The sequence below is a fragment of the Pseudomonas sp. LB3P14 genome (genome assembly GCF_054898045.1).
Genome location: NZ_CM142714.1, coordinates 3,143,941 through 3,169,408, shown reverse-complemented (window position 1 = coordinate 3,169,408; position 25,468 = coordinate 3,143,941). Strand labels below are relative to the sequence as shown.

The 25,468-nt window shown below is 57.0% G+C and carries 30 protein-coding genes; 14 read left to right on the top strand and 16 right to left on the bottom strand.

The window, feature by feature from the left end:
• The first annotated feature begins 75 nt into the window (after positions 1-75).
• Positions 76-1,170, top strand: a complete 1,095-nt coding sequence (locus tag ACYZT5_RS14810; RefSeq protein WP_462051750.1) for a DUF1615 domain-containing protein — start codon at positions 76-78, stop codon at positions 1,168-1,170.
• An 80-nt stretch (positions 1,171-1,250) separates the two neighbouring features.
• On the opposite strand, the gene ACYZT5_RS14805 is transcribed toward ACYZT5_RS14810, so the two are convergent.
• On the bottom strand, positions 1,251-1,574 hold the full coding sequence (locus ACYZT5_RS14805) for a hypothetical protein (RefSeq protein WP_462051749.1): 324 nt from the start codon (positions 1,572-1,574) through the stop codon (positions 1,251-1,253).
• Between the two features lie 238 nt (positions 1,575-1,812).
• On the opposite strand from ACYZT5_RS14805, the gene ACYZT5_RS14800 reads away from it, so the two are divergent.
• On the top strand, positions 1,813-2,436 hold the full coding sequence (locus ACYZT5_RS14800; protein ID WP_462051748.1) for a glutathione S-transferase N-terminal domain-containing protein: 624 nt from the start codon (positions 1,813-1,815) through the stop codon (positions 2,434-2,436).
• Here ACYZT5_RS14800 and ACYZT5_RS14795 read toward each other — a convergent pair whose 3' ends face one another.
• The gene (locus ACYZT5_RS14795; RefSeq protein ID WP_033057363.1) at positions 2,437-2,877 is read right to left on the bottom strand and encodes a CBS domain-containing protein; all 441 of its coding nucleotides are present in this window, start codon (positions 2,875-2,877) and stop codon (positions 2,437-2,439) included.
• Between the two features lie 274 nt (positions 2,878-3,151).
• Here ACYZT5_RS14795 and ACYZT5_RS14790 point away from each other — a divergent pair, with 274 nt between their 5' ends.
• On the top strand, positions 3,152-5,512 hold the full coding sequence (locus ACYZT5_RS14790) for a DNA polymerase II (protein ID WP_462051747.1): 2,361 nt from the start codon (positions 3,152-3,154) through the stop codon (positions 5,510-5,512).
• Here the strand turns inward: ACYZT5_RS14790 and ACYZT5_RS14785 are convergent.
• Together ACYZT5_RS14785 and ACYZT5_RS14780 are read right to left on the bottom strand one after the other, a co-directional pair.
• The gene (locus ACYZT5_RS14785) at positions 5,477-5,947 is read right to left on the bottom strand and encodes a DUF1810 domain-containing protein (RefSeq protein WP_462051746.1); all 471 of its coding nucleotides are present in this window, start codon (positions 5,945-5,947) and stop codon (positions 5,477-5,479) included. The two genes, ACYZT5_RS14790 and ACYZT5_RS14785, sit on opposite strands and share 36 nt — an antisense overlap.
• A gap of 29 nt (positions 5,948-5,976) precedes the next feature.
• Positions 5,977-6,798 carry an aldo/keto reductase gene (locus ACYZT5_RS14780; RefSeq protein ID WP_462051745.1) on the bottom strand — a complete coding sequence of 274 codons (822 nt, stop codon included), beginning with the start codon at positions 6,796-6,798 and terminating at the stop codon, positions 5,977-5,979.
• A 223-nt stretch (positions 6,799-7,021) separates the two neighbouring features.
• Here ACYZT5_RS14780 and ACYZT5_RS14775 point away from each other — a divergent pair, with 223 nt between their 5' ends.
• Complete coding sequence (locus tag ACYZT5_RS14775; protein ID WP_462051744.1) at positions 7,022-7,771, top strand: hypothetical protein; 750 nt, start codon at positions 7,022-7,024, stop codon at positions 7,769-7,771.
• 102 nt (positions 7,772-7,873) lie between these two features.
• Positions 7,874-8,659 carry a sulfite exporter TauE/SafE family protein gene (locus ACYZT5_RS14770; protein WP_462051743.1) on the top strand — a complete coding sequence of 262 codons (786 nt, stop codon included), beginning with the start codon at positions 7,874-7,876 and terminating at the stop codon, positions 8,657-8,659.
• Between the two features lie 75 nt (positions 8,660-8,734).
• Here the strand turns inward: ACYZT5_RS14770 and ACYZT5_RS14765 are convergent, their stop codons facing one another.
• Entirely contained in the window at positions 8,735-9,103 is a 369-nt protein-coding gene (locus ACYZT5_RS14765) for a VOC family protein (RefSeq protein ID WP_462051742.1), read from the bottom strand.
• A 180-nt stretch (positions 9,104-9,283) separates the two neighbouring features.
• Here ACYZT5_RS14765 and ACYZT5_RS14760 point away from each other — a divergent pair, with 180 nt between their 5' ends.
• The gene (locus ACYZT5_RS14760) at positions 9,284-9,847 is read left to right on the top strand and encodes a DUF4174 domain-containing protein (RefSeq protein WP_462051741.1); all 564 of its coding nucleotides are present in this window, start codon (positions 9,284-9,286) and stop codon (positions 9,845-9,847) included.
• Between the two features lie 270 nt (positions 9,848-10,117).
• Positions 10,118-10,486 carry a DUF6124 family protein gene (locus ACYZT5_RS14755; protein WP_462051740.1) on the top strand — a complete coding sequence of 123 codons (369 nt, stop codon included), beginning with the start codon at positions 10,118-10,120 and terminating at the stop codon, positions 10,484-10,486.
• Positions 10,487-10,589: 103 nt separating this feature from the next.
• Here ACYZT5_RS14755 and ampC read toward each other — a convergent pair whose 3' ends face one another.
• Positions 10,590-11,717: a class C beta-lactamase gene (ampC, locus tag ACYZT5_RS14750; RefSeq protein ID WP_462052252.1), complete on the bottom strand. Its 1,128-nt coding sequence runs from the start codon at positions 11,715-11,717 to the stop codon at positions 10,590-10,592.
• 175 nt (positions 11,718-11,892) lie between these two features.
• Here ampC and ACYZT5_RS14745 point away from each other — a divergent pair, with 175 nt between their 5' ends.
• Positions 11,893-12,771 (top strand): LysR family transcriptional regulator, encoded by an 879-nt coding sequence (locus ACYZT5_RS14745; protein WP_462051739.1) that lies wholly within the window; start codon positions 11,893-11,895, stop codon positions 12,769-12,771.
• Between the two features lie 124 nt (positions 12,772-12,895).
• Here the strand turns inward: ACYZT5_RS14745 and gudD are convergent, their stop codons facing one another.
• A complete protein-coding gene (gudD, locus tag ACYZT5_RS14740) occupies positions 12,896-14,239 on the bottom strand; it encodes a glucarate dehydratase (protein WP_462051738.1) in 1,344 nt (447 codons plus the stop codon).
• Between the two features lie 24 nt (positions 14,240-14,263).
• Positions 14,264-15,607 (bottom strand): MFS transporter, encoded by a 1,344-nt coding sequence (locus ACYZT5_RS14735; RefSeq protein WP_462051737.1) that lies wholly within the window; start codon positions 15,605-15,607, stop codon positions 14,264-14,266.
• A 281-nt stretch (positions 15,608-15,888) separates the two neighbouring features.
• Between ACYZT5_RS14735 and ACYZT5_RS14730 the strand changes: the two genes are divergently transcribed.
• Together ACYZT5_RS14730 and ACYZT5_RS14725 are read left to right on the top strand one after the other, a co-directional pair.
• On the top strand, positions 15,889-16,602 hold the full coding sequence (locus tag ACYZT5_RS14730) for a FadR/GntR family transcriptional regulator (protein WP_462051736.1): 714 nt from the start codon (positions 15,889-15,891) through the stop codon (positions 16,600-16,602).
• A 92-nt stretch (positions 16,603-16,694) separates the two neighbouring features.
• On the top strand, positions 16,695-16,925 hold the full coding sequence (locus tag ACYZT5_RS14725) for a hypothetical protein (RefSeq protein WP_462051735.1): 231 nt from the start codon (positions 16,695-16,697) through the stop codon (positions 16,923-16,925).
• 89 nt (positions 16,926-17,014) lie between these two features.
• Here the strand turns inward: ACYZT5_RS14725 and ACYZT5_RS14720 are convergent, their stop codons facing one another.
• Positions 17,015-17,923 (bottom strand): DMT family transporter, encoded by a 909-nt coding sequence (locus ACYZT5_RS14720; RefSeq protein ID WP_462051734.1) that lies wholly within the window; start codon positions 17,921-17,923, stop codon positions 17,015-17,017.
• 96 nt (positions 17,924-18,019) lie between these two features.
• On the opposite strand from ACYZT5_RS14720, the gene ACYZT5_RS14715 reads away from it, so the two are divergent.
• The 4 genes from ACYZT5_RS14715 (at position 18,020) to ACYZT5_RS14700 (ending at position 21,371) form a co-directional block, all read left to right on the top strand.
• A complete protein-coding gene (locus ACYZT5_RS14715) occupies positions 18,020-18,889 on the top strand; it encodes a LysR family transcriptional regulator (RefSeq protein WP_462051733.1) in 870 nt (289 codons plus the stop codon).
• Between the two features lie 675 nt (positions 18,890-19,564).
• On the top strand, positions 19,565-19,918 hold the full coding sequence (locus tag ACYZT5_RS14710) for a hypothetical protein (RefSeq protein WP_462051732.1): 354 nt from the start codon (positions 19,565-19,567) through the stop codon (positions 19,916-19,918).
• A 100-nt stretch (positions 19,919-20,018) separates the two neighbouring features.
• Positions 20,019-21,008: a hypothetical protein gene (locus ACYZT5_RS14705; RefSeq protein WP_462051731.1), complete on the top strand. Its 990-nt coding sequence runs from the start codon at positions 20,019-20,021 to the stop codon at positions 21,006-21,008.
• A gap of 111 nt (positions 21,009-21,119) precedes the next feature.
• Complete coding sequence (locus ACYZT5_RS14700) at positions 21,120-21,371, top strand: hypothetical protein (RefSeq protein WP_462051730.1); 252 nt, start codon at positions 21,120-21,122, stop codon at positions 21,369-21,371.
• Between the two features lie 375 nt (positions 21,372-21,746).
• On the opposite strand, the gene ACYZT5_RS14695 is transcribed toward ACYZT5_RS14700, so the two are convergent.
• The 7 genes from ACYZT5_RS14695 to ACYZT5_RS14665 all read right to left on the bottom strand — a co-directional run bounded on the left by ACYZT5_RS14695 (position 21,747) and on the right by ACYZT5_RS14665 (position 25,464).
• A complete protein-coding gene (locus ACYZT5_RS14695; protein WP_462051729.1) occupies positions 21,747-22,415 on the bottom strand; it encodes a hypothetical protein in 669 nt (222 codons plus the stop codon).
• A gap of 1 nt (position 22,416) precedes the next feature.
• Positions 22,417-22,605, bottom strand: coding sequence for a hypothetical protein (locus ACYZT5_RS14690; RefSeq protein WP_462051728.1), 189 nt, complete (start codon positions 22,603-22,605; stop codon positions 22,417-22,419).
• The gene (locus tag ACYZT5_RS14685; protein WP_462051727.1) at positions 22,602-23,096 is read right to left on the bottom strand and encodes a hypothetical protein; all 495 of its coding nucleotides are present in this window, start codon (positions 23,094-23,096) and stop codon (positions 22,602-22,604) included. The genes ACYZT5_RS14690 and ACYZT5_RS14685 overlap by 4 nt, the downstream gene beginning before the upstream one ends.
• Positions 23,081-23,275 carry a hypothetical protein gene (locus ACYZT5_RS14680; RefSeq protein ID WP_462051726.1) on the bottom strand — a complete coding sequence of 65 codons (195 nt, stop codon included), beginning with the start codon at positions 23,273-23,275 and terminating at the stop codon, positions 23,081-23,083. The genes ACYZT5_RS14685 and ACYZT5_RS14680 overlap by 16 nt, the downstream gene beginning before the upstream one ends.
• 499 nt (positions 23,276-23,774) lie before the next feature.
• The gene (locus tag ACYZT5_RS14675; protein WP_462051725.1) at positions 23,775-24,716 is read right to left on the bottom strand and encodes a hypothetical protein; all 942 of its coding nucleotides are present in this window, start codon (positions 24,714-24,716) and stop codon (positions 23,775-23,777) included.
• A complete protein-coding gene (locus tag ACYZT5_RS14670; protein WP_462051724.1) occupies positions 24,713-24,979 on the bottom strand; it encodes a hypothetical protein in 267 nt (88 codons plus the stop codon). The genes ACYZT5_RS14675 and ACYZT5_RS14670 overlap by 4 nt, the downstream gene beginning before the upstream one ends.
• Positions 24,976-25,464 carry a hypothetical protein gene (locus ACYZT5_RS14665; protein ID WP_462051723.1) on the bottom strand — a complete coding sequence of 163 codons (489 nt, stop codon included), beginning with the start codon at positions 25,462-25,464 and terminating at the stop codon, positions 24,976-24,978. The genes ACYZT5_RS14670 and ACYZT5_RS14665 overlap by 4 nt, the downstream gene beginning before the upstream one ends.
• Positions 25,465-25,468: the final 4 nt, after the last annotated feature.

Below are 25,468 nucleotides of genomic sequence, written 5' to 3'. Positions count from 1 at the left end.
GGCAGGCACAGTCATAGCCTGCGCCATGCCATTGATCGTATGGTTAACCCGGCTCAACGGATTTGATGGAGCAACATGCAAGCCAATCGATTGATGATGAGCGTCGCCGCGCTGCTGGTTCTCGCCGGTTGCGGCACTCAGCGAACGCAGGAACTTCCTGCGCGCAAGCCCGCGGAGGTCAAGGCCGAGATCGTGCGCCTGCTGCCGGCCAAAGCCACTGATCGCCAAGGCTGGGCCACCGATATTTACGCAGCATTTGCTGTTCAAAACATTTATCCGTCCACCCAAAACGTGTGCTCGGTACTGGCGGTCACCGAGCAGGAGTCGACCTTTCAGGTTGACCCACCCGTGCCGGGCCTGGGCAAGATCGCCCGCGAGGAGATCGACCGCCGTGCCGACAAAGTCCATATCCCCGGCCTGCTGGTGAGCGGTGCGCTGCAGGTGAGTTCATCCAACGGAAAAAGCTACAGCGACCGACTCAATGCGGCGCGCAGCGAAAAAGAGCTCAGCGCGATCTTCGATGATTTCATCGGCTTGGTGCCGATGGGCCGGACGCTGTTTGGTGGCTTTAACCCGGTGCACACCGGTGGGCCGATGCAGGTCAGTATCGATTTCGCCGAGCAACAGGCGAAGGCGTATCCGTATCCGGTGGACGGTTCGATCCGGCATGAAGTGTTCAGTCGTCGCGGCGGCCTGTATTTCGGTATCGCCCACTTGCTCGGTTATCCGGTGAGCTACAAACAACCGCTGTATCGCTTCGCCGATTTCAATGCCGGTTGGTACGCCAGTCGCAATGCCGCGTTTCAGAACGCGGTGAGTCGCGCTTCGGGCATACCGCTGGCGCTGGATGGGGACCTGGTCCGCTACGATTCGATCATGCCTGGCACCACGGAATTGGCGGTGCGCACCCTCGGCAAGCAACTGGACATGCGCAATCCGACCATTCGGGACCAATTGGAGGAGGGCAAAAACCTCGAGTTCGAGGACACCCAGCTCTATGCGCGGGTTTTCGCCCTGGCCGAGCAGGCAGAAGGTCGGCCATTACCGCGTGCGGTGTTGCCCGGGATCGTGCTGCAAAGCCCGAAAATCACCCGCAAACTCACCACGGCGTGGTTCGCCAAACGGGTCGATGAACGCTACCAGCGATGCATGGCACGTGCGGGCAAGTGACCGACAACAAAAAACAGGCGTAAAAAAACCCGGCTGATGAGGCCGGGTTTTTCATTGAGTACCACGGTAAAACCATTCATTTATGCTGCGCGGCTTTCGATCAGACGATCGGAGCCACCTTCAGCGACGCGATTCTCGATCAGACGATCGGAGCCACCTTCAGCGACGCGGTTTTCGATCAGACGATCGGAGCCACCTTCAGCAACGCGGTTTTCGATCAGACGATCGGAGCCACCTTCAGCAACGCGATTCTCGATCAGATGATCCGAACCACCTTCAGCCACACGACTTTCAATCAGACGATCCGAGCCGCCTTCAGCGACAACCGGGTGAGCAGAGGTAGCGGCGAAAGCGTTAACTGCAAAAACCGAGAAAGCGATGCTGAGGAGGATTTGGCGTTTCATGAGGGTGTGCTCCGGGGTGTATTTGTTGGGTATGGAGCGGATGTTACGCCAAGCATTTTTTATGAGAACTTCATTGACGTGATGATGAACATCGACCGCAATGATAGGAAGGACGACGCACCCCACGCGAGCATGGCTCAGCCGCGCCCTTGTTCACCGGCTAGACTGGCCGATGACGGGAATGTGCCCCGTGCCCACTCGTCTACTGACTCTGTTCGTTTCGTCAGGAGCGCGCGATATGTACCAGCTATACGGACACCAGAATTCCGGCGCTGCCGCGATAGAAGCGGCACTGGAGCTCTGCGAGATTGCTTACCGCTTCATCGACGTTGAATCCTCTCCCGAGGCGGCCCACGCGCTGGAGAAGCTCAATCCGCTCAAGCAGATTCCGACACTGCAATTGCCTGACGGCAGCGTTCTCACCGAGAGCGCGGCGATCCTGATTCATCTGGGGCTCACGTTTCCCAAATCAAACCTGTTGCCGAAAAACACCGCCGCGCGGGATCAGGCCATTCGCGGCCTGGTGTACATCGTCAGCCATTGCTATTCGGCGATTGGCATCATTGATTACCCCGAGCGCTGGTTGGCCGAGGCGGATGAACTGTCCAGGCAAAACCTCATGGTCGGCACCCGCGCGCGACTGCACTGGAGTTGGGAGGTGTTTGCCGATCAGTTTTCGGGCGATTTGTACCTGGGCGATGAAACGCCGGGGGCGCTGGATGTGCTGGCGGCGGTGGTTTCCAGGTGGGCGGGCAGTCGGGAGCATTTACGCAGTGCAAGGCCCGGGTTTTTCGCATGGCTGGAACGCATCGACCGGCACCCGACATTGGCACCGGTCTTCGCGCGGCATTGGCCGAAATGATCATTCGCCGCGGATGTACTGTTCCAACTGACGAATCAGTTCAGCCTGTTCGGCAATAGCTTCCTTGACCAGGTCACCAATGGACAGCAAGCCGATCAATGTGCCGTTTTCCACCACCGGCAAGTGGCGCAGGCGTTTGTCGGACATGATGCCCATGCAGGTTTCGACGGTTTGATGGGTGTCCACGGTGATGACCGGCGACACCATGATGTCTTCGACCGGCGTACCGACGGAGGAGCGGCCCTTGAGCACGAGTTTGCGCGCATAGTCACGCTCGCTGATGATGCCGACGACCTCGCCATTCTTCACGACCGGCAATGCGCCGACGTTTTTCGCGGCCATGACCATTAGCGCTTCCAGCACCATTTGATGCGGCGCAATGGTGTGGACTTCATGATTCTGTTCAGCCTTTAACTTCAGCAGTTGGGCGACGGTTTTCATGGCGGTTTCTCAGGTGTTGTCGTTGTTCTTGAAGGATCGTAGACGCAGGCGCTGAGGGCAAGGGAGAAAGCGGCAGATAGCGCGCAAAAAACGTCATTCGGCGGTTTTTCTTCGGTAAACCTGAAACTTTTCAAATTATTCATTGATCCATGGACTGACTCAACCCTGTGGGAGCCGGCTCGCTCCCACACGGATTTCATCCACCTCGCAGAGAGGGCTATCGCCCGCGATGACGCGTAGAATTGCGACCTGAATCAAATGTGAGGTTGCAGTGGTGGATTTACAGCAGGGCTTCGTCCTGACCCGGCATTGGCGCGATACCCCGGCCGGCACGGAAGTCGAGTTCTGGCTGGCGACCGATGCCGGTCCCCAGCGGATCCGCCTGCCTCATCAACCGTCGGTGGCGTTTATCCCCGCAGTACAACGGGAGCAGGCCGAAGTGCTGCTGCGCGGCGAAAAGAACGTCGAGCTGCGGCCGTTGGCGTTGCTGGATTTCGAGCACCGCCCGGTGCTCGGTCTGTATTGCCAGCAGCACGGTCAGCTGATGCGCCTGGAAACCGCACTGCGCAAGGCCGGCGTCGACATGTTCGAAGCCGACGTGCGTCCGCCGGAACGCTACATGATGGAGCGTTTCATCACCGCGCCGGTCCGGTTCAGTGGCGCGCCGAACGCCGAGGGCCTGCTGCTCTATGCGCAGATGAAACCCGACCCCGATTACCGACCGAGCCTCAGGCTGGTCTCCCTGGACATCGAAACCACCGCTCAGGGCGAGTTGTACTCCATCGCCCTGGAAGGCTGTGGCGAGCGCCAGGTCTACATGCTCGGCCCGCCCAACGGTGATGACAGCGAGGTGGATTTCCAACTCGAATACTGCGACTCCCGAACCCTGTTGCTGAAAAAACTCAATGAGTGGTTCGCCCGCCATGATCCCGACGCGATCATTGGCTGGAACGTCGTGCAGTTCGATTTGCGTGTGCTCCACGAACACGCCCGGCGCCTGGCGGTGCCGCTGAAACTGGGGCGTGGCGGCGAAGAGATGCAGTGGCGCGAACACGGTAGCCGCAACCATTACTTCGCCTCGGCCGCCGGCCGGCTGATCATCGACGGCATCGAGTCCCTGCGCTCGGCGACCTGGAGTTTCCCCTCGTTCAGCCTGGAAAACGTCGCGCAAACCCTGCTCGGTGAAGGCAAGTCGATCAACAATCCGTACCAGCGCATGGACGAAATCAACCGCATGTTCGCCGAGGACAAACCGGCCCTGGCCAAGTACAACCTCAAGGATTGCGAGCTGGTGACACGGATTTTCGCCAAGACCGAGTTGCTGACCTTCCTGCTGGAACGGGCCAGCGTCACCGGGTTGCCGGCGGATCGCAGCGGCGGCTCGGTGGCGGCGTTCACTCACCTTTACATGCCGCTGATGCACCGCCAGGGCTTCGTTGCGCCGAACCTCGGCGGACGGCCACCGCAAGCCAGCCCCGGCGGTTTTGTCATGGACTCGCAACCGGGCCTGTACGAGTCGGTGTTGGTGCTCGACTACAAAAGCCTCTATCCCTCGATCATCCGTACCTTCCTCATCGACCCGGTGGGCTTGATCGAGGGGCTTAAACATCCCGATGACAGCGAGTCGGTGCTGGGTTTTCGCGGTGCGCGGTTTTCGAGAACCCGGCATTGCCTGCCCGCCATCGTCTCCCGGGTCGCCGAAGGTCGCGAAACCGCCAAGCGCGAACACAACGCGCCGCTGTCCCAGGCCCTGAAGATCATCATGAACGCCTTTTACGGCGTGCTCGGTTCCAGCGGCTGCCGTTTCTTCGATACACGCCTGGCGTCGTCCATCACGCTGCGCGGCCACGAGATCATGCTGCGTACTCGACAGCTGATCGAAGCCCAGGGCCACACGGTGATTTACGGCGACACCGACTCGACCTTCGTCTGGCTGCGCCGCGCGCACGGTCAGCAAGAAGCCGCACAGATTGGCCGCGCGCTGGTGGATCACGTCAACCAGTGGTGGCGCGAGCATGTGCAGCAGGAATACGGTCTGGACAGTGCGCTGGAATTGCAGTTCGAAACCCACTACAAACGCTTTCTGATGCCGACCATTCGCGGTGCCGAGGAGGGCAGCAAGAAGCGCTATGCGGGGCTTGTGACCCGCGCCGATGGCACCGACGAAATGGTCTACAAAGGCCTGGAAACCGTGCGCACCGACTGGTCGCCGCTGGCCCGGCAATTCCAGCAGGAACTGTACCTGCGCATTTTCAATCGCAAACCCTATCAGGATTATGTGCGCGACTACGTGCGCAAGACGTTGGCGGGGGAGTTCGACGACCGCCTGATCTACCGCAAGCGCTTGCGCCGCACCCTCGATGACTATCAGCGCAACGTGCCGCCCCACGTGCGAGCCGCGCGAATTGCCGATGATTACAACGACCAGCAGGGCCGCCCGCGGCAATATCAGAACGGTGGCTGGATCAGTTACGTGATCACCGTCGCCGGGCCCGAACCGCTGGAAATCCGCAGCGCGCCCATCGACTACGACCACTACGTCACCCGCCAACTGCAACCGGTGGCGGACGCGATTCTGCCCTTCGTGGACGACGACTTTTCAACCTTGATTGGGGGGCAACTGGGCCTGTTTTGAATCCAGCAGCAACAACGTCCAGTCATCCAGGATGCCGTGGAAATACTGGTCCAGTGCTTGATGAAAGTCGCTGTTAGCGCCGGCAACCTGGGCGAACAGCGTCATGGAAGAGTGAAACTTGAGATCGTCGGGGTGGCCGAAGATGCCGGCAATCGAGCTTTTTTCGATGTTCAGCACCAACTGAGTGCAGGTGCGCAATCGTGAACCCAGCAGCGGATGATTGAGGTAAGCCGCGGCTTCCTCTTTGGAGCGAATGGCAAAGTGGCGGGACATCTCGCTGCCGCCCAACCCTGCGAATTGCGGAAAGACGAACCACATCCAGTGACTGCGCTTGTGGCCGGCGTTCAGCTCGGCCAGTACCCGTTTGAACACCGGGTCCTGTGCCTGGATAAAGCGTTGCAGATTAAAGGAATCGTCCTGATCAGTGCTTCTCATGCCGAAGCCCTCTGACAGACTGCGATGGCTCAGACCATGGCCAACCGCTGTTTGCGTTGTGGCGCGCGAAATGCCTTGTCCAGCGCCTCCAGATCCCCAGCCTCCAATTGCAATTGCGCGGCTTGCGCGTTGAGTTGCACGTGCTCGGGTCGGACCGCTTTGGGGATGGCGATCAAGCCTTCCTTACGCAGCATCCATGCCAGCGCTACCTGGGCAGGCGTCACGTCGTGACGGGCGGCTATACGATTGAGCGTTGTATGGTTCAGCATAGGCCCACCCTGACCAATCGGACAGTAGGCCATGAGCGGTAGATGATGCTGCTGGCTCCAGGGCAGCAGATCAAACTCGATACCGCGCTCTTCCAGGTTGTAGAGCACCTGATTGGTGGCACAGGCCGGTGAGGCCAGTTCTTCCAGGTCGTCGACGTCGAAATTGGAGACGCCCCAGCGACCAATCTTGCCTTCTTCGCGCAAGCGTTCGAAGGCCTCGACCGTTTCTTCGAGGGGATACTGGCCGCGCCAGTGCAGCAGGTAGAGATCGATGTAATCGGTATCCAGCCGCTGCAGACTGCGTTCGCACGCTTGGGGGATGCCTTTGCGGCTGGCGTTGTGCGGATAAACCTTGCTGACAAGAAAGACTTCGTCACGCCTGCCGGCGATGGCTTCACCGACCACTTCCTCAGCACCGCCCTCGCCGTACATTTCAGCGGTGTCGATGAGGGTCATGCCCAATTCGATGCCCAGGCGCAATGCAGCCACTTCTTGGGTGTGTCGTGAAGGATCTTCGCCCATGCGCCAGGTGCCCTGGCCAATGACCGGTACATTGACGCCGGCCAGTTCGAGGGTCCGCATTCAAATCTCCTTATTTTGAGTCGATGAATACTCTCCAGTTGGCAGCAGAATACCCCGGTGGTTCCATCGACGTGTAGCAGCTGCCGAGCCTGCGAGGCTGCGTATGACTCGGTCCGCGCCGCTTACGGACCGTCGGCACTGCACTTTTTCAGGATTCACGGCTCTATCCTTGGCCAGCCTGCGGCGATCCCCACCGCCGGCAAATGCCCAAGTTCAAGAACCCATGGCTCGAGTTTTACCCCTTATCACCACGCCAATCCGCCGCCATTACCTACTGTTGGCTTGCTTGTCGATGCTCGCAGCCTCCGGGTGCAGTCAGCAGCAGGGCAGCGACATCGTCAGCCAGTTCCGCGAAGGCAAACCCCAGGAATTCCTCCAGACCAGCGTCGACCGCATGGCGACCCTGGCGATGCGTGACAACCTCGACAGCCTCTATCTGCTGATGAGCAAGCTCTACCTGCGCAACCCGGACGAGCTGAAAAAATCCGGCTTCCTCGATGCCCGCACCGCTGGCAATCAAGTGCGCATGGCCATCGAACAGCAACAGCCGCTGCCGACCCTGGGTGGCAAAAAAGACCTGGCAGCGCTGAGTTACGCCATGAGCCCGGAATTTCTCGGCGACCGGGTTGGTGCTTTCATCTATGCCATCGGCAGCATGCTCGTCACCGCCCACGGTAATCGACTCGAGTTCTACATGACGGATGCGATCAACCCGACGTTCGTCAGCAACGCTGCCCGCAACATCGAGAAAGCCACCTGGATACTCAGTCAGCGGCAAAACAAGAACGGCGGGCCTTTGCTGTTCTCCAACGAAATTTCGGAGGAGGGCAGCAACCTGAGTTTTGCTGTGGAGTTCGGCAAGATCGTCGCGCGGTTGGACCTGCTGACGCAGTTGCTGGATGAACGCTACCGCCGGATCGGTTTGAATTACGCGCAGAGTTTGCTGTTTTTGAATTTCTTGCCGGTGCAGTAAGCGAGGAAGTGCATAAAGATAGATCGCATCGATATAAGTGGTTATAAGAAAAATCGCTATGCTGCGGGCCAGATTTTTCATGCGTTTTTTGTGGGCGTGTTAATGGAATTCGGTAATTTCGGTTTAGTCGTAGCAGGTCTGGTGGTCGGCTTTATTGTCGGGATGACTGGCGTGGGTGGCGGTTCGTTGATGACCCCCATTCTGTTGTGGTTCGGTGTCAATCCGGCCACCGCAGTGGGCACGGATTTGCTGTACGCGGCGATTACCAAGTCCAGTGGCGTGCTGGCTCATAGAAAGAACAAGAACATCGACTGGGCAATTACCGGTTGGTTGACCCTCGGCAGTGTGCCGGCGGTGGCGCTGACGCTGTGGTTCCTGAGCACCTTGCAGACATCACCCGAGGCGATGAACGCTGTTATCAAACAGGCGTTGGGCTTTATACTGTTTGCCACGGCGCTGGCGATTTTCTTCAAGAAACGCCTGCTCGATTTCGCCCACAAGCGTGCGGGTGGCAATTACAACCCCAGCGGCAAACGTTTGAATGTACTGACCGTGATCACCGGCCTGGTCCTCGGCACCATGGTTGCCCTGACCTCCATCGGCGCTGGCGCCCTGGGCACCGTCGCGTTGTTCATTCTCTATCCGCTGCTGCCGACCCGCCGCCTGGTGGGCACGGAAATAGCGCACGCCGTACCGCTGACCCTGGTTGCAGGCCTCGGCCATGCGAGCATGGGCAACATGGATTGGCACGTGCTGGGTTACTTGCTGGTCGGTTCGCTGCCGGGGATTTACCTGGGCAGCCACCTGACTGGCCGTATCTCCGATGAAGTATTGCGTCCTTGCCTGGCCACGATGCTGGTGCTGATCGGTTACAAACTGGCCTTTTAGTCGAACAAGCATCAAGTGCTGGAAAAACGCATTCCGTTTTTCACCGCCCATTCCGGCGTTGGTGGCTGACGCGGCCTAGGGCCGGGTCAGAATCTCCAGCAGATGCCCGTCCGGGTCATCGAAATAAACCCGCCGGCCACCGCCGTAATCGTTGATCTGGTTCGGTCGTTGCTTGCCGGGGTCGGCCCACCAGGGTTGCTTTCGTGCTTGCAGGCGGGCGAAGGCCGCATCGAAATCGTCGTCACCGATCAAAAACGCGTAGTGCTGGGAGGCAATCGGCGGGTCATTGTCGTAGAAGTCCAGTGACACGCCGTTGTCGAACTTGACGATCAGCATCGGGCCGAAGGGTTCGGGGCTGGGCAGGCCGAGGATTTCTGCCAGGTAGTTTGCTGATGTCTGCTTGTCGCGGCACCAGACAATGGTGTGGTTCAGCTGAGCGCTCATGCAGAGGTCCTCACGGCGGATCAGGGCTTTGTTGTTGAGCTATGAGATTAGCTCAGCCTGTTGCGCAATGACCGCCCTGACCTAAGCTTGGGGCAAGGCGGAACACAATTGCGGTGCGTCACCCGGAACGAACGCCGCGATGCGCAATCATTAGAGCGTGGATATCAAAAGGAGATGCGCATGCTCATCAGGTCATTGACCCTGACTACCCTGCTGGCTTTCGCCGGCCCCTTGTTCGCTGCCGATGACGGCTCACCGCTGGATATAGACAAGGGCAGGGCGCGACCACTGATTGTTATTGCTTCCAGCACGGTTGATCCGGTGTGGGTTGGCCTGAAAAAGTCGCTGGACGATCCAGCCAACAAGGAGGGAGTCGCCCAACGCAATATCAGGGTGTACACCGTGCTGAACATGTTCGGTCAGCTCGACGGCAAGGATCTCGGGCAACAGGACACCATGGCACTGATCCGCTCGCTGAAACTCGGTGCGGGGGCGTTACCCAAAGTCATCCTGGTGGGCAAGGACGGCGAAAAGAAGTTCGAGAGTTCGGGGGATGAATCAAAATCGGTCAATTTGAAGAAAATTTTCGAGACCATCGACGCGTTGCCAGTGACCGAGAAAGAAGCAGCAGCGCCGACGGTCGCGACGCCCGTTGTAGCCGAACCGGCCGCCAAGGGTGCCAAAGGCGCAAAACCGGGCAAACCGGCCAAACCCACCAAGCCCCCTGAAATGCCGGATGATTGAACAACAATGAAAAATGGGCGACCTCAAGAGGTCGCCCATTTTTTTGCCTGGCAGCTGCTAAAAAACCGGGTGTTCCGGGGTGAGATGTATTGGCTTCTATTGGTCTCGGAAATTTCCTTCAAGTCCTGTCGGACTTTATGAACTGGTTTCTGTCAGAGCGCACCGCTAGCCTTCGTCAGCCACCGCAAAATCGCGGTCGGACGTGGGAGTCCGCGACACTCAGGGATCCAGGGACGAAAAACACCAATGGCACAAAAAGGAGCCTCGTCTGTGAAAAAGTTCAGCAAGAATCAACCGCAAACCCTAACCGACGCCGATCATCTCGATCCCGCAAAGCGGTGTGAAACCGCAAAAGGTGCAGTCGCTCGAAGCCCCAGGCGTACCGCCACGACCCAGCAGATTTTCACTGTTGCTCCTGGTGTCGACACACTAGCCCTGCTGAATCAGGCCTGCGAAACCCTTGCCACCCTGAATGTCCTGATTGCGAATTTTGCCGGAAAACTGGAAGGCTCGAACCGCCATGTGCTGCAGTCGATTCTGCAATTGGCGGCGGTCGCCGAGTTGTTGGTGAATCAGGCACGGGAAAATCTTGATCCGAGAAGGGATGCGCCTGACACTCAGCCGCCGACTCGGCATTGAGCTGACGCAGTAACGACAATGGGCGACCTCAAAGGGGGCGCCCATTTTTATTACTGACATTGACCCCCGCTCGACAGGTAAGTGAGTGTCTCCAGAGAACGATCTATTTGAGTAGTGCGCCCAATATCGTATGAGCAATCTTGATCCGCTCAGGGTTCGGGTAGTTTTTGTTGGCCAGGATCACGATGCCGATGTCTTTCGACGGCACGTACGCCACGTAAGCACCGAAGCCGCTTGTTGAACCGGTTTTGTTGATCAATACGTTTTCTGGTTGAGGCTGCGGCGGGGTCAGCCACTGAACTTCGTGCGCCTCCATCGCCATCTGCGTCGAGTTACCCGCCAGCAATGTATCGAGGGTGGCCGGGTAGTTGTAGAACTCCCAACCCAACCCCTGAGTCATCTCGCCCACCTTGTAGTAACCGATATGGGTCGTGGCAATTGCCCGCTGCACCGGATCTTCAAGGCTGGCCGGTTTCATGTTCGCTTCAACATAACGAATCAGGTCCGCGGCGCTGGTTTTCACGCCATAAGCCTCCGAATCCAGTGCCCCCGGCCCAACCCGCACAGGCTTGTCATCCTTGTTGTAACCCTGAGCGTAAAGCCCCATTTGAGCCTGCGGCACCTTGAGATAGGTGTGCTTCAGTCCGAGTTTCGGCAACAGGGACTTTTCCATCACCTCATCAAACGGCTGGCCCATGCTTTTGGCCGCCAGATAACCGAACAACCCCAGGCTCGGGTTCGAATACTGCCGATGGGTGCCGGCGGCATAGGTCGGTTTCCATTGCTTGAAATAGCCGAGCATCTTGTCCGGTGCATCGGCATCGTCGGGGAATTGCAGTGGCAGTCCGCCAGCGCTGTAGGTGCCCAGTTGCAGCACGCTGATGTTATCGAACGCGCTGCCACGCAGTTCCGGCAGAACGCTGCTGGCTTTGTCGGACAGGGACAGTTTGCCGGTGGCCTGAGCGTAGGCGGCGAGGGTAGCGGTGAAGGTTTTGCTCACCGAACCGATCTCGAACAGGGTGTCTTCGGTGACGGCTTTGCCGTTTTCCTTCGAGGCCACGCCGTAGTTAAAGTAATGCGATTGGCCGTTGACGGTGATGGCGACCGCGACACCGGGGATCTGCTGTTGTTGCATCACCGGTTCGATGGCGGCCTTTACAATGGCTTCGATGCGGTCATCCGCCACGCAATGACCGGCGCTGAGGAAAAGTGCGAAAGCGCTGTAAGACATGAGCTTGTTAGGCATGATTGATTCACTTTCCATGAGTTTCAAGGGTGTTAACCGCTACACTCCGAGCGGCTTTGCAAACCTGGCCGCTGACGGGCGAGCAAAATCTATGCAGTCTGGCGAGTTTCGACAACCGAGCATATTTCGGACGAGCCATTAGAAAAATTTTGGAGTGGATATGATCCGGCCTCAATTACCGCTCAATGCATTGCGCGCCTTCGAGGCCTCTGCCCGGCATTTGAGTTTCACCCGGGCGGCGGTGGAGTTGTGTGTCACTCAGGCGGCGGTGAGCCACCAGGTCAAGAGCCTTGAGTCTCAACTGGGCGTGACCTTGTTCAAGCGCTTGCCCCGCGGGCTGATGCTGACCAGTGAAGGCGAAACACTGCTGCCGGTGCTGCGCGAGTCTTTCGACCGTATCGCGCAAACCCTTGAGCGATTCGAGGGCGGACATTTTCGCGAGGTATTGACGGTCGGCGCGGTGGGGACGTTCGCGGTGGGCTGGTTGTTGCCACGGTTGACCGACTTCCAGTCGAAACATCCGTTCATAGATTTGCGCCTGTCGACCAACAATAATCGAGTGGATGTGGCGGCTGAAGGGCTGGATTACGCCATTCGTTTTGGCGCGGGGGCGTGGCATGGCATTGAAGCGGTGCGGTTGATCGAGGCGCCGTTATCGGTGTTGTGTGTGCCCGAGATTGCCCGGCAACTGAAAACACCGACAGATCTGTTGCAGCAAACGCTGTTGCGTTCCTATCGCACGGACGAGTGGCCCGAATGGTTCCAGGCCACCGGCCTATCGACCCACACAGCACCGCCCCGTAGCATCGTCTTCGACTCGTCGCTGGCGATGATGGAAGCGGCGCTGCAAGGGGCGGGGGTTGCGCTGGCGCCGCCGTTGATGTTCGCCCGGCAACTGGCGGCAGGTGCAATCGAGCAACCGTTCGCCATCGGGATCACCACCGGCAGTTACTGGCTGACCCGTTTGCAGTCCCGCCCTGAAACGTCGGCGATGGCGGCGTTCCGGGGCTGGTTGCTGCAAGCGGCCCAGACGAATTAGAGACTGCGATTCCTGTGGGAGCGAGCTTGCTCGCGATGGCGGTGTAACAGTCAGTGATGATGTTGAATGTTATGGCCTCATCGCGAGCAAGCTCGCTCCCACAGGATTATGGTGTTCCTGCTGATTAGCGCACCAGACACGGTCGCTTGTTATCGAATTTCCATCCCGGAATCAGAAACTGCATCGCCACGCTGTCATCCCGCGCGCCCAATCCCATGCCTTTGTACAGTTCGTGGGCCTTGGCCAGTTGATCCATGTCCAGTTCAACGCCCAACCCGGGTTTCTTCGGCACCTGCACGCAGCCGCCGACGATTTGCAGCGGCGCTTTGGTCAGGCGCTGACCGTCCTGCCAGATCCAATGGGTGTCGATGGCAGTGATTTCACCCGGTGCGGCCGCCGCGACGTGGGTGAACATGGCCAGGGAAATATCGAAGTGATTGTTGGAATGCGAGCCCCAGGTCAGGCCCCATTCATGGCACATCTGCGCCACGCGGACCGAACCCTGCATCGTCCAGAAGTGCGGGTCGGCCAGCGGAATGTCCACCGATTGCAACTGGATCGCGTGGCCCATTTCCCGCCAGTCGGTGGCGATCATGTTGGTGGCGGTTTTCAAGCCCGTAGCGCGACGGAATTCAGCCATGACTTCACGTCCGGAATAACCGTTTTCCGCGCCGCACGGGTCTTCGGCGTAAGCCAGCACATGATGCTGATCCCGGCACAGACGAATGGCTTCTTTGAGTGACCACGCGCCGTTCGGATCAAGGGTAATGCGCGCGTCGGGGAAGCGTTCGGCCAGGGCGGTGACGGCTTCGATTTCTTCATCGCCACTGAGCACGCCACCCTTGAGTTTGAAGTCCTTGAACCCGTAACGGGCGTGGGCGGCTTCGGCCAGGCGGACCACGGCGTCGGCGGTCATGGCTTTTTCGTGACGCACGCGGAACCAGTCGTTGTCGGCATCCGGTTCGCTGCGATAGGCCAGATCGGTTTCGTTGCGATCGCCGACATAAAACAGATATCCCAGCATCTTCACTTCGTCGCGCTGCTGGCCTTCGCCGAGCAGGGCGGCCACCGGCACGTCCAGGTGCTGACCCAAGAGATCAAGCAGCGCAGCTTCAAGGCCAGTGACGGCGTGGATAGTGATGCGCAAATCGAACGTCTGTAGCCCGCGACCGCCGGCGTCGCGATCAGCGAAAGTCTGGCGCACCTGATTGAGGATCTTTTGATAAGTGCCAATCGGACTGCCGACCACCAGCGAACGAGCGTCTTCGAGGGTCTGGCGAATGCGCTCGCCGCCCGGTACTTCACCGACGCCAGTGTGACCGGCGTTGTCCTTGAGGATCACGATGTTGCGGGTGAAAAACGGCCCGTGAGCGCCGCTCAGGTTGAGCAGCATGCCATCGTGGCCGGCCACCGGAACAATCTGCATGCTGGTGATGATCGGGGCTTTTGCGGTTTCTTGTGCGTTCATTTTCATGTCCTTCAACACAGATATTCAGGCGTGCTTGGGCGCTGGTTTGCCCAGAGCAGCAGGTGCAGGTTTCGGTTTGTTGCGTGCGGCGAAAACGATGATCGCGGCAATGATTGAGGTCGCGGCCAGGCCGTATAGCCCGCCCTGAATCGAGCCGGTGCGTTCTTCCAGCAGACCGAATGTGGTCGGTGCAACGAAGCCGCCGAGATTGCCCACCGAGTTGATCAGCGCGATCACACCCGCAGCGATCCGTGCATCCAGATAGGCCTGGGGAATCGGCCAGAACAGCGACGACGCCGATTTGAAACCCAACGCAGCAAAGCAGATCGCAACGAAGGCGAAGATCGGCCCGCCGGTGGTGGACATGAACATTCCGGCCGCCGCGATCAGCAGGGCAGCGGCGACCCAGGCTTGTTGATGCTTCCATTTGGCCGACAGCGAAGCGAAGGCGTACATGCCGACGATCGACAGCAGCCACGGAATCGAGTTGAACAGCCCGACCTGTATGTCGCTCAGGTCGCCCATCTTTTTGATGATGCTTGGCAGCCAGAAGGTCGCGGCGTAGATGGTCAATTGGATGAAGAAGTAGATCAGGCAGAACAGGATGATCTGGCGATCCTTGAGCAGTGTGCTTAAGGACGGTTTGATCGGCGTCGCGGCTTCGCGGGCCAGTTGTTCGTCGTCGATGGCTTTGACCAGAGCGTCCTGTTCTTCGCGGCTCAGCCATTTGGCGTCGTGGGGTTTGGAGTCCAGCCAGAACCAGACGAACACGCACAGCCCGACTGAGAACATCCCTTCAATGAAGTACATCCATTGCCAGCCGTGCAGGCCGAATCCGCTGATTTGCAGCAGCAGCCCGGACAGCGGACCGGAGATCAGCGAAGCAATGGCCGAACCGCTCAAGAAGATCGCAATCGCTTTGCCACGCTCAATGCCAGGCAACCAGCGGGTGAAGTAATAAATCACGCCGGGGAAGAAACCGGCTTCGGCCACGCCCAGCAGGAATCGCAGGATGTAGAAGTGGGTTTCGTTCTGGATGAACGCCATGCAAGCGGCAACCAGGCCCCAGGTCAGCATGATGCGGGTCAGCCAGATTCGTGCGCCGACTTTTTGCAGGAGGATGTTGGAGGGCACTTCAAACAGCGCGTAACCAATGAAGAACAGCCCGGCACCGAGGCCGTAGGCGGCAGCGCCGATCCCCAGGTCATGTTCCATGTGGGCACGGACGAAGCCGATGTTCACGCGGTCGATGTAGTTGACGATGAACATGATCACGAACAGCGGCAGTACATGGCGTTTCACTTTCGAGATGGCGGACTTCAGGACCGAATCGGCGCCATCGTTCGTCCCGGATATGGATGTATTCACTTCGTTTTCTCCCACTGATTATTGTTATGCGGGGTGTGGCCGGATGTTGCGATGTTGATAGACATCATACAACTACATTTTTTGGTCCTGCAAGCGTCTTAATCCAACAAAATGGCGTTGTATAAGAGGTTTGTTATTCTTTTTGCGGTTGTTGGGCGCCTTGTTGCTGGCCTCTGATGCCGTAGTTGTTGAGTGTTGTCATACAAGTGGATGGCGTTTTCCCGAGATTTCCGTCGAGCCCAGTGCTACGATTCCGATAGCCCTGCTTTCGGATGATCGCCATGCAAGAAGACCTCGACGCGCCTGCCCGCAAGCGCACCCACAACCTGGCCCATGACCTGGTCGCCAAACTGACCCAGAGCATCTTGCTCGGCCAAATGCTGCCCGGGGACAAGCTGCCGTCCGAGAACACGATTGTTCAGGAGCATGGGGTCAGTCGCACGGTGGTGCGCGAGGCGATCTCGAAGCTGCAGGCGTCCGGGTTGGTGGAGACCCGCCACGGTATTGGCACCTTTGTGATTGAACGAGCGCCGGAGCAGGGGCTTCGGTTGAACGTCGATACCGCGCTGGGGGTGCGCAGCATTCTGGAGTTGCGCATGGGCCTGGAAACCCAGGCCGCCGCACTGGCTGCAAGCCGTCGCACGGATCATCAATTGGCGCAGATGCGCGAAGCGCTGGACGACTATCAGAGCCTGCTGGCCAACAATGACAGCTGCGTCGAAGCCGACAAGCGCTTCCATCTGCTGATCGCCGAAGCCACCGGCAACGTGTGCTTCACCGAAATCATGCAGCAACTGGGCAGCGCCATGATCCCGCGAACCCGCGTCAATGCCGCCGAGCGCGGCGCAGTGGACTTGAGCAAGCTCGGGCAACTGGCCAACCTTGAGCACGAGGCGATTCTCAACGCTATCAAACGCCAGGATCCGGATGCGGCGCGGGCGGCCATGTGGCTGCACCTGACCAACAGTCGCGACCGGTTTTCGGCAGATCGCTGACAACCGTTTGTCTACTCGATAGCACCTCATCCGCGGCCCTGCTTCCAACGAGTACGGCCCAGATTTGCTGGACCTCATCAGTGAGGTGCGTCATGGCTAACGATTCGATGTTCCAGGGTGGAACGCCCAATACCGACCCTACCAGACCCATGCCCGGCACCGACGAGCCGTCCATGGATCACGACGCGCCACCCGGCATGGACCCTTCGCGCGACCCGGCTGAGGCTGATGCAGATCGACCTGAAGACTGGATGGATCCTGATGCGGCCGAGGACGTTCCTCCGGCAGATGAGCCAACACCGCTCTCCGATGACAGGCGATAAACAGAACCCGGCCAGTGCGCCGGGTTTTTTGTGAAGCAGGCCAACCGAGTCATCGTTCTTCGTCGGAACGCCTCACCACAAATCAGCGATCAGACACTGGCAACCGGAACCACCACCCGCCGCTCTAGATTCAAGGCCAGCACACTGACCAACACCACCAGCGCGCCAACAATGATCATCAACGTCGGCCGCTCGCCCAGCGCAAAAGACGCAATCGCCATGGCGGTCGGTGGAATCAGGTACAGCGTCATCGTTGCCCGGCTCAGATCTACGTGAGCCAACACATACGCCCAGGCCAGGTACGCGAGGGCGCTGGGGAACACGCCCAACGCAACCACCGCCAGTTGTACATGAACCGGTGCACTGACCACCTGATTCGCCAGGCCGGGTAGATAAATCAACAGCAGCACCGTCCCGGCCCAGACGGTGTAACACACCAGCGTCAGCCCGTCGTAACGCCGGGCGTGATGCTTGTGCAACGCGAAGTAAACACTCCAGGACACTGCCGCCAGCAGAATCAACAAGCCGTGGGCGTCGATGCTGCCCAGTCCGTGATCGCCGGCCACCACAATCACCGCGCCGGTCAATCCCAGAAGAACACAGCCCCAACGCCACACGCTCACCCGGTCCTTGAACACAAAGCGCGCCAGCAGTGTGCTGAACAACGGCGTCGATTGGGCCAACACACTGGACGCGCCGGCGCTGACACTTTGTTGGCCGAAATTGATCGCCACGTGATGCAGGCTCACCGCAAAGAAACCCAGCGCGAACAGCAGCGGCAGGTCGCGAATGGTCGGCAGGCGGATGCCCCGGAACACTGCGACCACGGCCATGAACGCCGACGCCACCAGAAACCGCAGCAGCGCCAGATGACCGGGGTCATAGGTTTGCAGGCCGATGTGAATGCCGGTCGGTGAGTAACCCCAGCAGCCGACAACAAATGCCATGGTCAGGATGATTTTGACGGGAGAGTCGGGGGAGGGCGTGAGTGGCTTCATGGTCGGGCACCTGTGAGCGGATACACCGAGTATCAGAAGCCTGACCGTTCTCCACAACTGACTTATACTGCATCAACTGTTCACTTTAGGTGATGTATGGAGCTGGCACAGATTCGCATGTTCAAGACCGTCGCCGAGGTCGGCAGCATCGCCCGGGCGGCCGAACGATTGCATTGCGTACCGTCGAACATCACGGCACGGATCAAGTCCCTGGAAGCGGAGCTGGGTGTCGCGCTGTTTCTACGCGAGGGCCGAGGGCTGCGAATCAGCCCGGCGGGGCAAACCTTTCTGGCTTATGCCTCGAAAATTCTCGCCCTGACGGTTGAAGCGAAACGCGCGGTGGACCCTGCGGCCGAGCCGTCCGGACCGTTGCGCATTGGCGCCATCGAGTCGTCGGCGACCGGTCGTTTGCCGCGGCTGCTGGCCAAATTCCACAAGCGTTTCCCTTCGGTTGCGCTGGAGCTCACCACCGGCAGCTGGAGCCAATTGCTCGACGACACACTTAATCACCGGCTCGACGGCGCGATCGTCGCCGTGGATGTCGAGCGCTCACACCTCAAGCGCACGCCGATGTACCGCGAGGAGCTGCTGCTGATTGCCTCGACATCTATGGGGCCGGTGCGTGACATCGCGGATTTGCAGGACAAGACAGTGTTCATGTGGCCTCAGGGCTGTCCCTACCGGGCGGCGCTGGAACATTGGTTGCTGCGGCAGGGGCAGGCGTTGCCGATCGTCAGCCTGGCCAGTTACGGGGCGATTGTCGGCTGCGTCAGTGCCGGGGCGGGTGTCGCGCTAGTGCCAAAAGGCGTGTTTGATCAGTACGCCAAAGGGGCGGGTTGCGCGGGGTTTGAATTTCCTGAGCTGACGGCGATCGACAACCTGTTTTACTGGCATGAAAACGCCGGGGTTCATCCTGCGCGGGAGGCGTTTGTGGGGATGTTGCGCGAGGAGTTCACGCTGGGATAGGCGTCGTGTTTGAAAGCCACCCCTCACCCCAGCCCTCTCCCCACGGGGGAGAGGGGGAAAGGGAGCCGATCTCTGTTGATGTCAGAACCTGAGTTCGCCTCGATAATTCAGGTCGATGTAGCTTGAAAGAACACCTCGGTCAGTCCCCTCGCCCCCTGGGGAGAGGGTTAGGGTGAGGGGTGGATCTAAGCCCCACCCGCATCAACAACCCAAAACCTAAATCCACCGCATCCGGAATCGGCAGATACACCGTGTGCCCATCCCCCGGGCGCCATAGGCGAAGGCATAACGCATGTTTTCAGAGTGCCCCCGGGGTTCATTGATCTGGATCTATGCTTGATGAACAAACGGATGGCACTCGCGCGAACCGTGGCGGACTAAGCATCAACTGATGTGAAGCTTGATTCTTTGCGAAATAACAATACAAAACAAAGGCCTGCATCTCTGCAAGCCTTTGTCGTTTCTGGTAAGGGTTACGGCGGGGATACACTGCCGCTGGTCGGGGCGCAGATTTTGCTAGGGCTGGTCGTCCTCGTCTAAGAGCCACCGGTGTAGTGGCAAATCGCGCCTACCTGCTACCCTGAATTTTTAACGCAGTCGGGTAGGCCATGCCATCGCGACAAAAAACGCGACATGGCATGTCGCCTACGAGTAGTTAGCATGAAAGGATCAATAATGTCTGCGTCATTTAATCAAAAGATATTTGACCGTTGGCAAGAGCTTCGTAAGGCCCTTAAGGAGTACAAGGGGGCTAAAGACTACGATCAAGTTATTGAAGTAGCCAGCAAGATTATAGTCTTAGATAAAGAAGCAAAGTTTATTCGAATAATGACGCCTCTTTTCTACAAAGAGATTGGCACGGCCTGTGAAAAACTGGGCGAATCAGACAAAGCAGTTGAAAACTATCGGTTAGCTGTGGAAGGTTTTAACAGATATCGAGAGTCTAACGAGCTTAATAAGCCAGATGACTGGCTGAAAGATATTCAGTCATTAAATAAAAAAATTGAACGGTTGCTAGCAAAGCTTTAGAGAGCCGAATCGCTGAAATCGTTCGCTTCGCTCACTGGGACGGGCTTTAGCCCGCCTCTTAACCTGAACATTATAAGCCTTATCCACGAGCATTAGTGACATGAAAATATACGGCGAAACAAAAAACCAGCACTACGTGCCGCAAGTAGAACAAAGGCTTAACTCATTAAACCCCGACGCACCAAAGAAAAAGCAGAGAATATTTTCATTCAATGTTGTCGACCGAGAAGAATACGGAGTTGCTCTTTTGAGCGATAAGGGGGCTCTTATTGAAGGCAACCTCTCGCTCGGGGACTTGTTTAGCTTCGACGTTGTAGATAAAAAGATTCGAGCAAATTTCGAATCGCTATTCCATGATTATGAGCACAGCATAGAGATTAATACATGCTCTTTACTCACGAAGTTGCAAGCGGGCAGCAGCAACATAAAGGATGAGCTGCTGAATTTATTTGCAAGCAAGCTTTTAAATTTTTTTAGAAATCCGCACTGTATTGAAAAAGCCATAAATACTGTTAGCGGTCTCGCCGAGCTCTACCCTTTAGATCCTGATCTTGCCAGTATATGTGCAAGAATTGAAACCGGCAGAAAACCTCACCAAGAATACCTATGCTCCCAGCTAGGAATTACGAATGACACATATAAGAAGTGGCTTAAAATATTGTTCATGTTGCTAATGAGGCCAAAGCCAAACGAACCAAACATGCTAGAAGCGGTCATAAAGTCTCTATACGAAAACGAATCACACTTCGTCAGTGCATTTGTTTTCAATTACACCGGGGAGCATGCAGACAAAAGGCCTCTTCTATCAGATCGTGGTTTTTCTTTGCCAATTCAAGAAGAAGGCCGCCTAGCTTACACATTTAACTTAAGCTCCAACGCCTTCATTGGCTACACTTTTACCGATGTAGATAAGCAGAGCTTCGTTTCTGCATCCGACAGAACAATAGAGCTTTTTAAAAAGCAACCAAAGAATGTATCCGTAAAGTATGTTGAAAATGAACTGAATGCCTTAGCCAGCTACAACAAAAATACAATCTATCAGGCAAAAGAAAAGGTTTACTGTTCCAGCAAGCATATTTACGGTTTATAGCAATGCGCTCAAGCCGTTCACCGTGCATGGGCTACACTGAACCATGCGCCGGGATTTTCCATTTGCAAGGGGGCGCTCGATAAATGCCTTTGCTAAGTGGAGTGTCCCGCCATGCCTACCCTTTCGATTGATTCACACACCCGCCTGCTTATCGCCAAAGCCATCATCTCTACCACAGGTGAAGCCGAAGCTATTCGTATCGTCCCGCTGCCGGACGGCGGTCAGCTATTGCTGATGTTCAACTGCGGGCATATCGCCGTCGACCTCGTATCGGATCAGGACGATCTGTTCGACAACCACCACCTCGTGTTCGACGTATCTGCACAGATCATTGCCGACATGGAAAGCCATCGCGACGAATAGGCGCAGATTCTGTTTTACCAGCCATAATAAAAATCACCCAGATGGCTTGCGCCTTTCGGGTACTTTGACCCCTCCGTGAACCCCTCCACGATAGGGGTTTTTTTATTCCCGCCAAGGCCGGGGGAATGCCCCCATAAACGGGCTGTGTTACCCGAATCTTATATCGGACTCGGCCATAAAATTGGCTACACCAGCGGGGCTTATAGGTTCTTAAATTTTGGCATAGAGATTGCGCAGAGATTGAGAGATTGAAGCAGGAGCTACCGTCATGCGCATCGAGCCGCTAATCCTCACGCTGGTACTCGCTCTTTTCATTTTTGCCATCGGGGTAGGCTGGAGTTTTATGGACGTGTTTATCGGCTAGTCCGGGCCTCTTCACAGCAATTGGCGGCGACGAATTTCCGAAATCGTAGGTTTCCTACCTGCGGCTGGTCGGTCTGGACCGGGGCCTGATTGCTCGCCGGGACCGCCATGGTAGTTGGCCAGCGTGACTTCTTTTGTCTCGCGGACCAAGGCAGCGTCGCGCCTCTGTTCAGGGGTCAAAGCGATTTCTTCGATCCACAGGGCTTTCGCTGGATCTTCACCGGGGTCGACCATGTCCGGGTAATCGGTCGGTGGCGTCCAGCGAAGTGGGTTGAGGTACGCTTCAGGCGGTGCATCCGGCGCCCGCTGTGGCGTAACCTCGGCGCTGATGTCACGCACGGCCACGGAGGGATCGTCGTGCATGCCGCGAGCGAGAATGAAGGCCACTCTGCGAGCGACTTCGGTGGGGTTTGAGTCAAAGTTGATCTGGGTATAGGTGCCACCGGGCTCACCGGGTTCATCGTCTTTCTGTGGCGCTGGCCACAACCGCGAAAGTCCCTGGCGGATGAATTCACCAGGATTTTTTTCTGCGAACTCAAGAAGCCAAGCACGCCCGCCGAGTTTGGAATAAACGAACATCAGGTCCGCCGACATTTTATCGGTCAGCAGCTTTCGCGCTTCGCGATCAATGGAGCCGCGCTTGCGACCGCCAGTTTTTGGCGCCCCGATTCGTGCGGTCATGTCAGGCACCCACAGGGGGCAGGGTGATGATCGAATCCAGCGTGGTATCGGGGCGATAACAGAACTGCACCCGGCGCCCAGCCGGGTCAGGGGTGTCTTTCTCTTCCGCCAGCCACTCGGTCAGTGCCGCGACGATCAAGCGGGCTTCGGCTACGGAATCCTTGTCAACGTCAAATGTCAGTGTGCTCATCGTGGTTCACCGGGCTGGTATTTTCTGGCCGCTGGCAGATAAGGCGGTGTGATAGCCGGTGGCACAGGCGCCTGATCAATCAGCACCATGCGCACAATGTCACCGAGGGCGCCGCGCTGCACACGCCATTGCTCATCGCCCATGTTCACCACGGCAATGCGCCGCAGTTCGTCACGCTGAAACGTAACGTCCATGGCCTTCGGTGGCTGCGTTCTTGGCACCGGTGGCAAGTCCCGGTAGTCGGTGATTGGAGCTGGCTTATTGAACTGCCGGTCGAGCTGCCGCTGCTCTTCCAGCGCGTCACCGACTCGTCGTGAGACTTCGTCGGCGATGAGTCTTTCGATACTGGCGCCCAAGCCATACCCCTCAGGGGGTGGTGCCTTTTCCGCTGGAAGTTGCCGCGCAATCCGTTCCATGTTGGGAGACATGGGCGGATAAGTTTTTGGCACCAGCCCCAATTTTGTTTGGAGTAATTTCAGTTTGGCAGACATGACCGGGCTTCCTGAATGTGATGCTCAAGTTGAAGTTGCTCGCCACCATGGAGAACTTGACGGCTTAACAGGGCTTCGAGTTTAGCCACCAAGCGTTCATGCCCGCCAAGTAAAATCAGTTTGTCGCGGACTTCACGGCCTTCGTGGAAAAGAGCATTACCGCTATCGATGTTAGCCATGATAAACCTCCTAAATAATGTAGGCTGGTGATAAACCCAGCACCAAGGATCGAAGAGCGCCTTGGTTAACGGCAACGCCAGCCGTAGTCATGCTACAGACCTGCAACTTCTGAAGACCGACTAGTGGCGCCGGATCGAACGCTACGATTGAACTGGCTGTCGTGTTGTAAGTGAGGGCGTCACCGTTGGAGTTACGCACTAAATACATAGTGCCGGTACTGCCGTCGATAGACGCCTTGAAGCCAATCACTGCTGTTGTCCAGCCGGAACTTGTCTGGATACAACTTAGGGTGTGCCCGGTAATATTAATAAGATCTGAGTCCGAAGCACCGTTGGCGATTTCCACCGAACAGTCGGCGCGTGGACTTGGTCTAGCTCTGCCTACTTGTCTAGCTGTCATTTTGAGTTACCTCGCTTGTTGCGTTTTTCCCATTTCAGCTTTCTGGCGCGTTCCTTCTTTAGCTGGGCGTCCAGTCGAATCAATTTTTTAATGTGCATGTCATCGCCCCCCTAAAGTGAGTGACAACAACTGCCGATACCTGGCTTGGAGAGCGTCGTCCTTGAGGTAGGCACGCCGAGTAGCAGGCTCACGCATTAAAGCCTCGATCTGCAATATCTCTTGAGCAATGGCCGGGCCGTTAGTGGGCATCGAGTTCACACCAATGGCCATTTCGAAGAGTCCCACCAGTCCGTCATAACTGTTCAAAAAATGAGTCCACGGCCAACTCCCCGTGTACCGGTCGAAGTGCTGTATCTCCACCGGGGTCATTTTATTTAAATGTTGTTGGGCGAGTTCGATATTGACCTTAAAACAAGAACCCCAACGCTGTTCAAGCCGACCCATGGTTTGCGCTTTTACGTTTTCGTTGTGTTTCACCAGCACAGCGTATTGTTGATCCGTCAGCTGATCTTCTACATTAGAAGGTGCTCGTCCCTGAGCTGTCACTTGACCCCGCACGGTGCCAAGATGTTGTGAATTTAAACGTTTAGTGGCTTCTGTCACCCACCAGCAGCAATCGGAAACCAGTTTCTGAGAGAATCCTTGGTCACTCGCGTAGTTGGCCCAGCTCTGGAAAATAGGGTCGTTGGTGTGTTCGTACAGGTTGTAATTATGACGCCGCTGTTCTTGCGCTGGGGGGCTTTTAACTGCATTTAAAAACCAACTGACACATTTCTGCGTTTGCGTAATCGTATATCCGAGCTTCATGAAATCAAGACTAAAGACATCGCCCAATTGTTTATAAATTGGCATTGCCTGGGCGAGGGATACACCGGCTGGCAATGCTTGGCCAAACACCGTTTGGCTGCCACCGGTATATTGCTGGTAGTCGTCGCGGTTGCTTAGTTCGGTATCACCCAAGTCGGGCGCCGGCGCCAACGGTTGAGAGGGGCTGTACGGTGCTAAGCCCCCACCGCTGTATAAGTCGAGGTCGTTACTCATGTTTCACCCCCGTAATCACGTAGAAGTACACCGAGGTTTTCACCAAGATAAGTTTCTACGTCCCTAAAGCTTTCCTCAGACATAAACATTTTCGCTTCGCGCATGATCAGCTGGACCATGTGGTTTTTGCCGTGGAACTGCATGTTCGGTACTGCGATAAGATTTTTAATGGCGGTGTCTATCTGGTTTACGAACATGTTCAAAGCCTCGGCAATAGCATAAATGTCGGTAAAGTGCTGGTAAGTGGGAAGTGGAAGTTTCACAGTAAACTCTCCCTTACTGGGGCTGTTTGGGCACGGGCGACCAAATCCCTGTGCAACTTCCACGGGCGAGAGCACTGGCGATGCAGGCGCACCGTGGTCGGGTTGCCGTAGATGTCTAACTCAGGAATCAGGGCATCCAGTACACCGCGTTCATCCGCCCAACAGAAGGAACAACAATCAGATGACGGCGGGCGTTTAGCCAATAAGCGCTTTGCCACTTCGGGATCGGTTTGTGTGGCAAGACACACTAATCTCCAGCTCTTAGTGCGGTCGGAAGATCGCCACAGCGCTGTTTCGTACATCAGCTCAAGGGTGCGTTGGGTTGACTCTTTTTGCAGGAAGTTGCGCACGCGTTCTGGCTCTGGCGCAGCCTCTCCGATTGAGTAGCGAATGAGTTCGATAAGTTTATCCAGCGAACCCCTATACGCTTGGTAGTATTTAGCTACATATTGCGTATGGGCCAATAAGATTTCATTATCGTCCATTGGC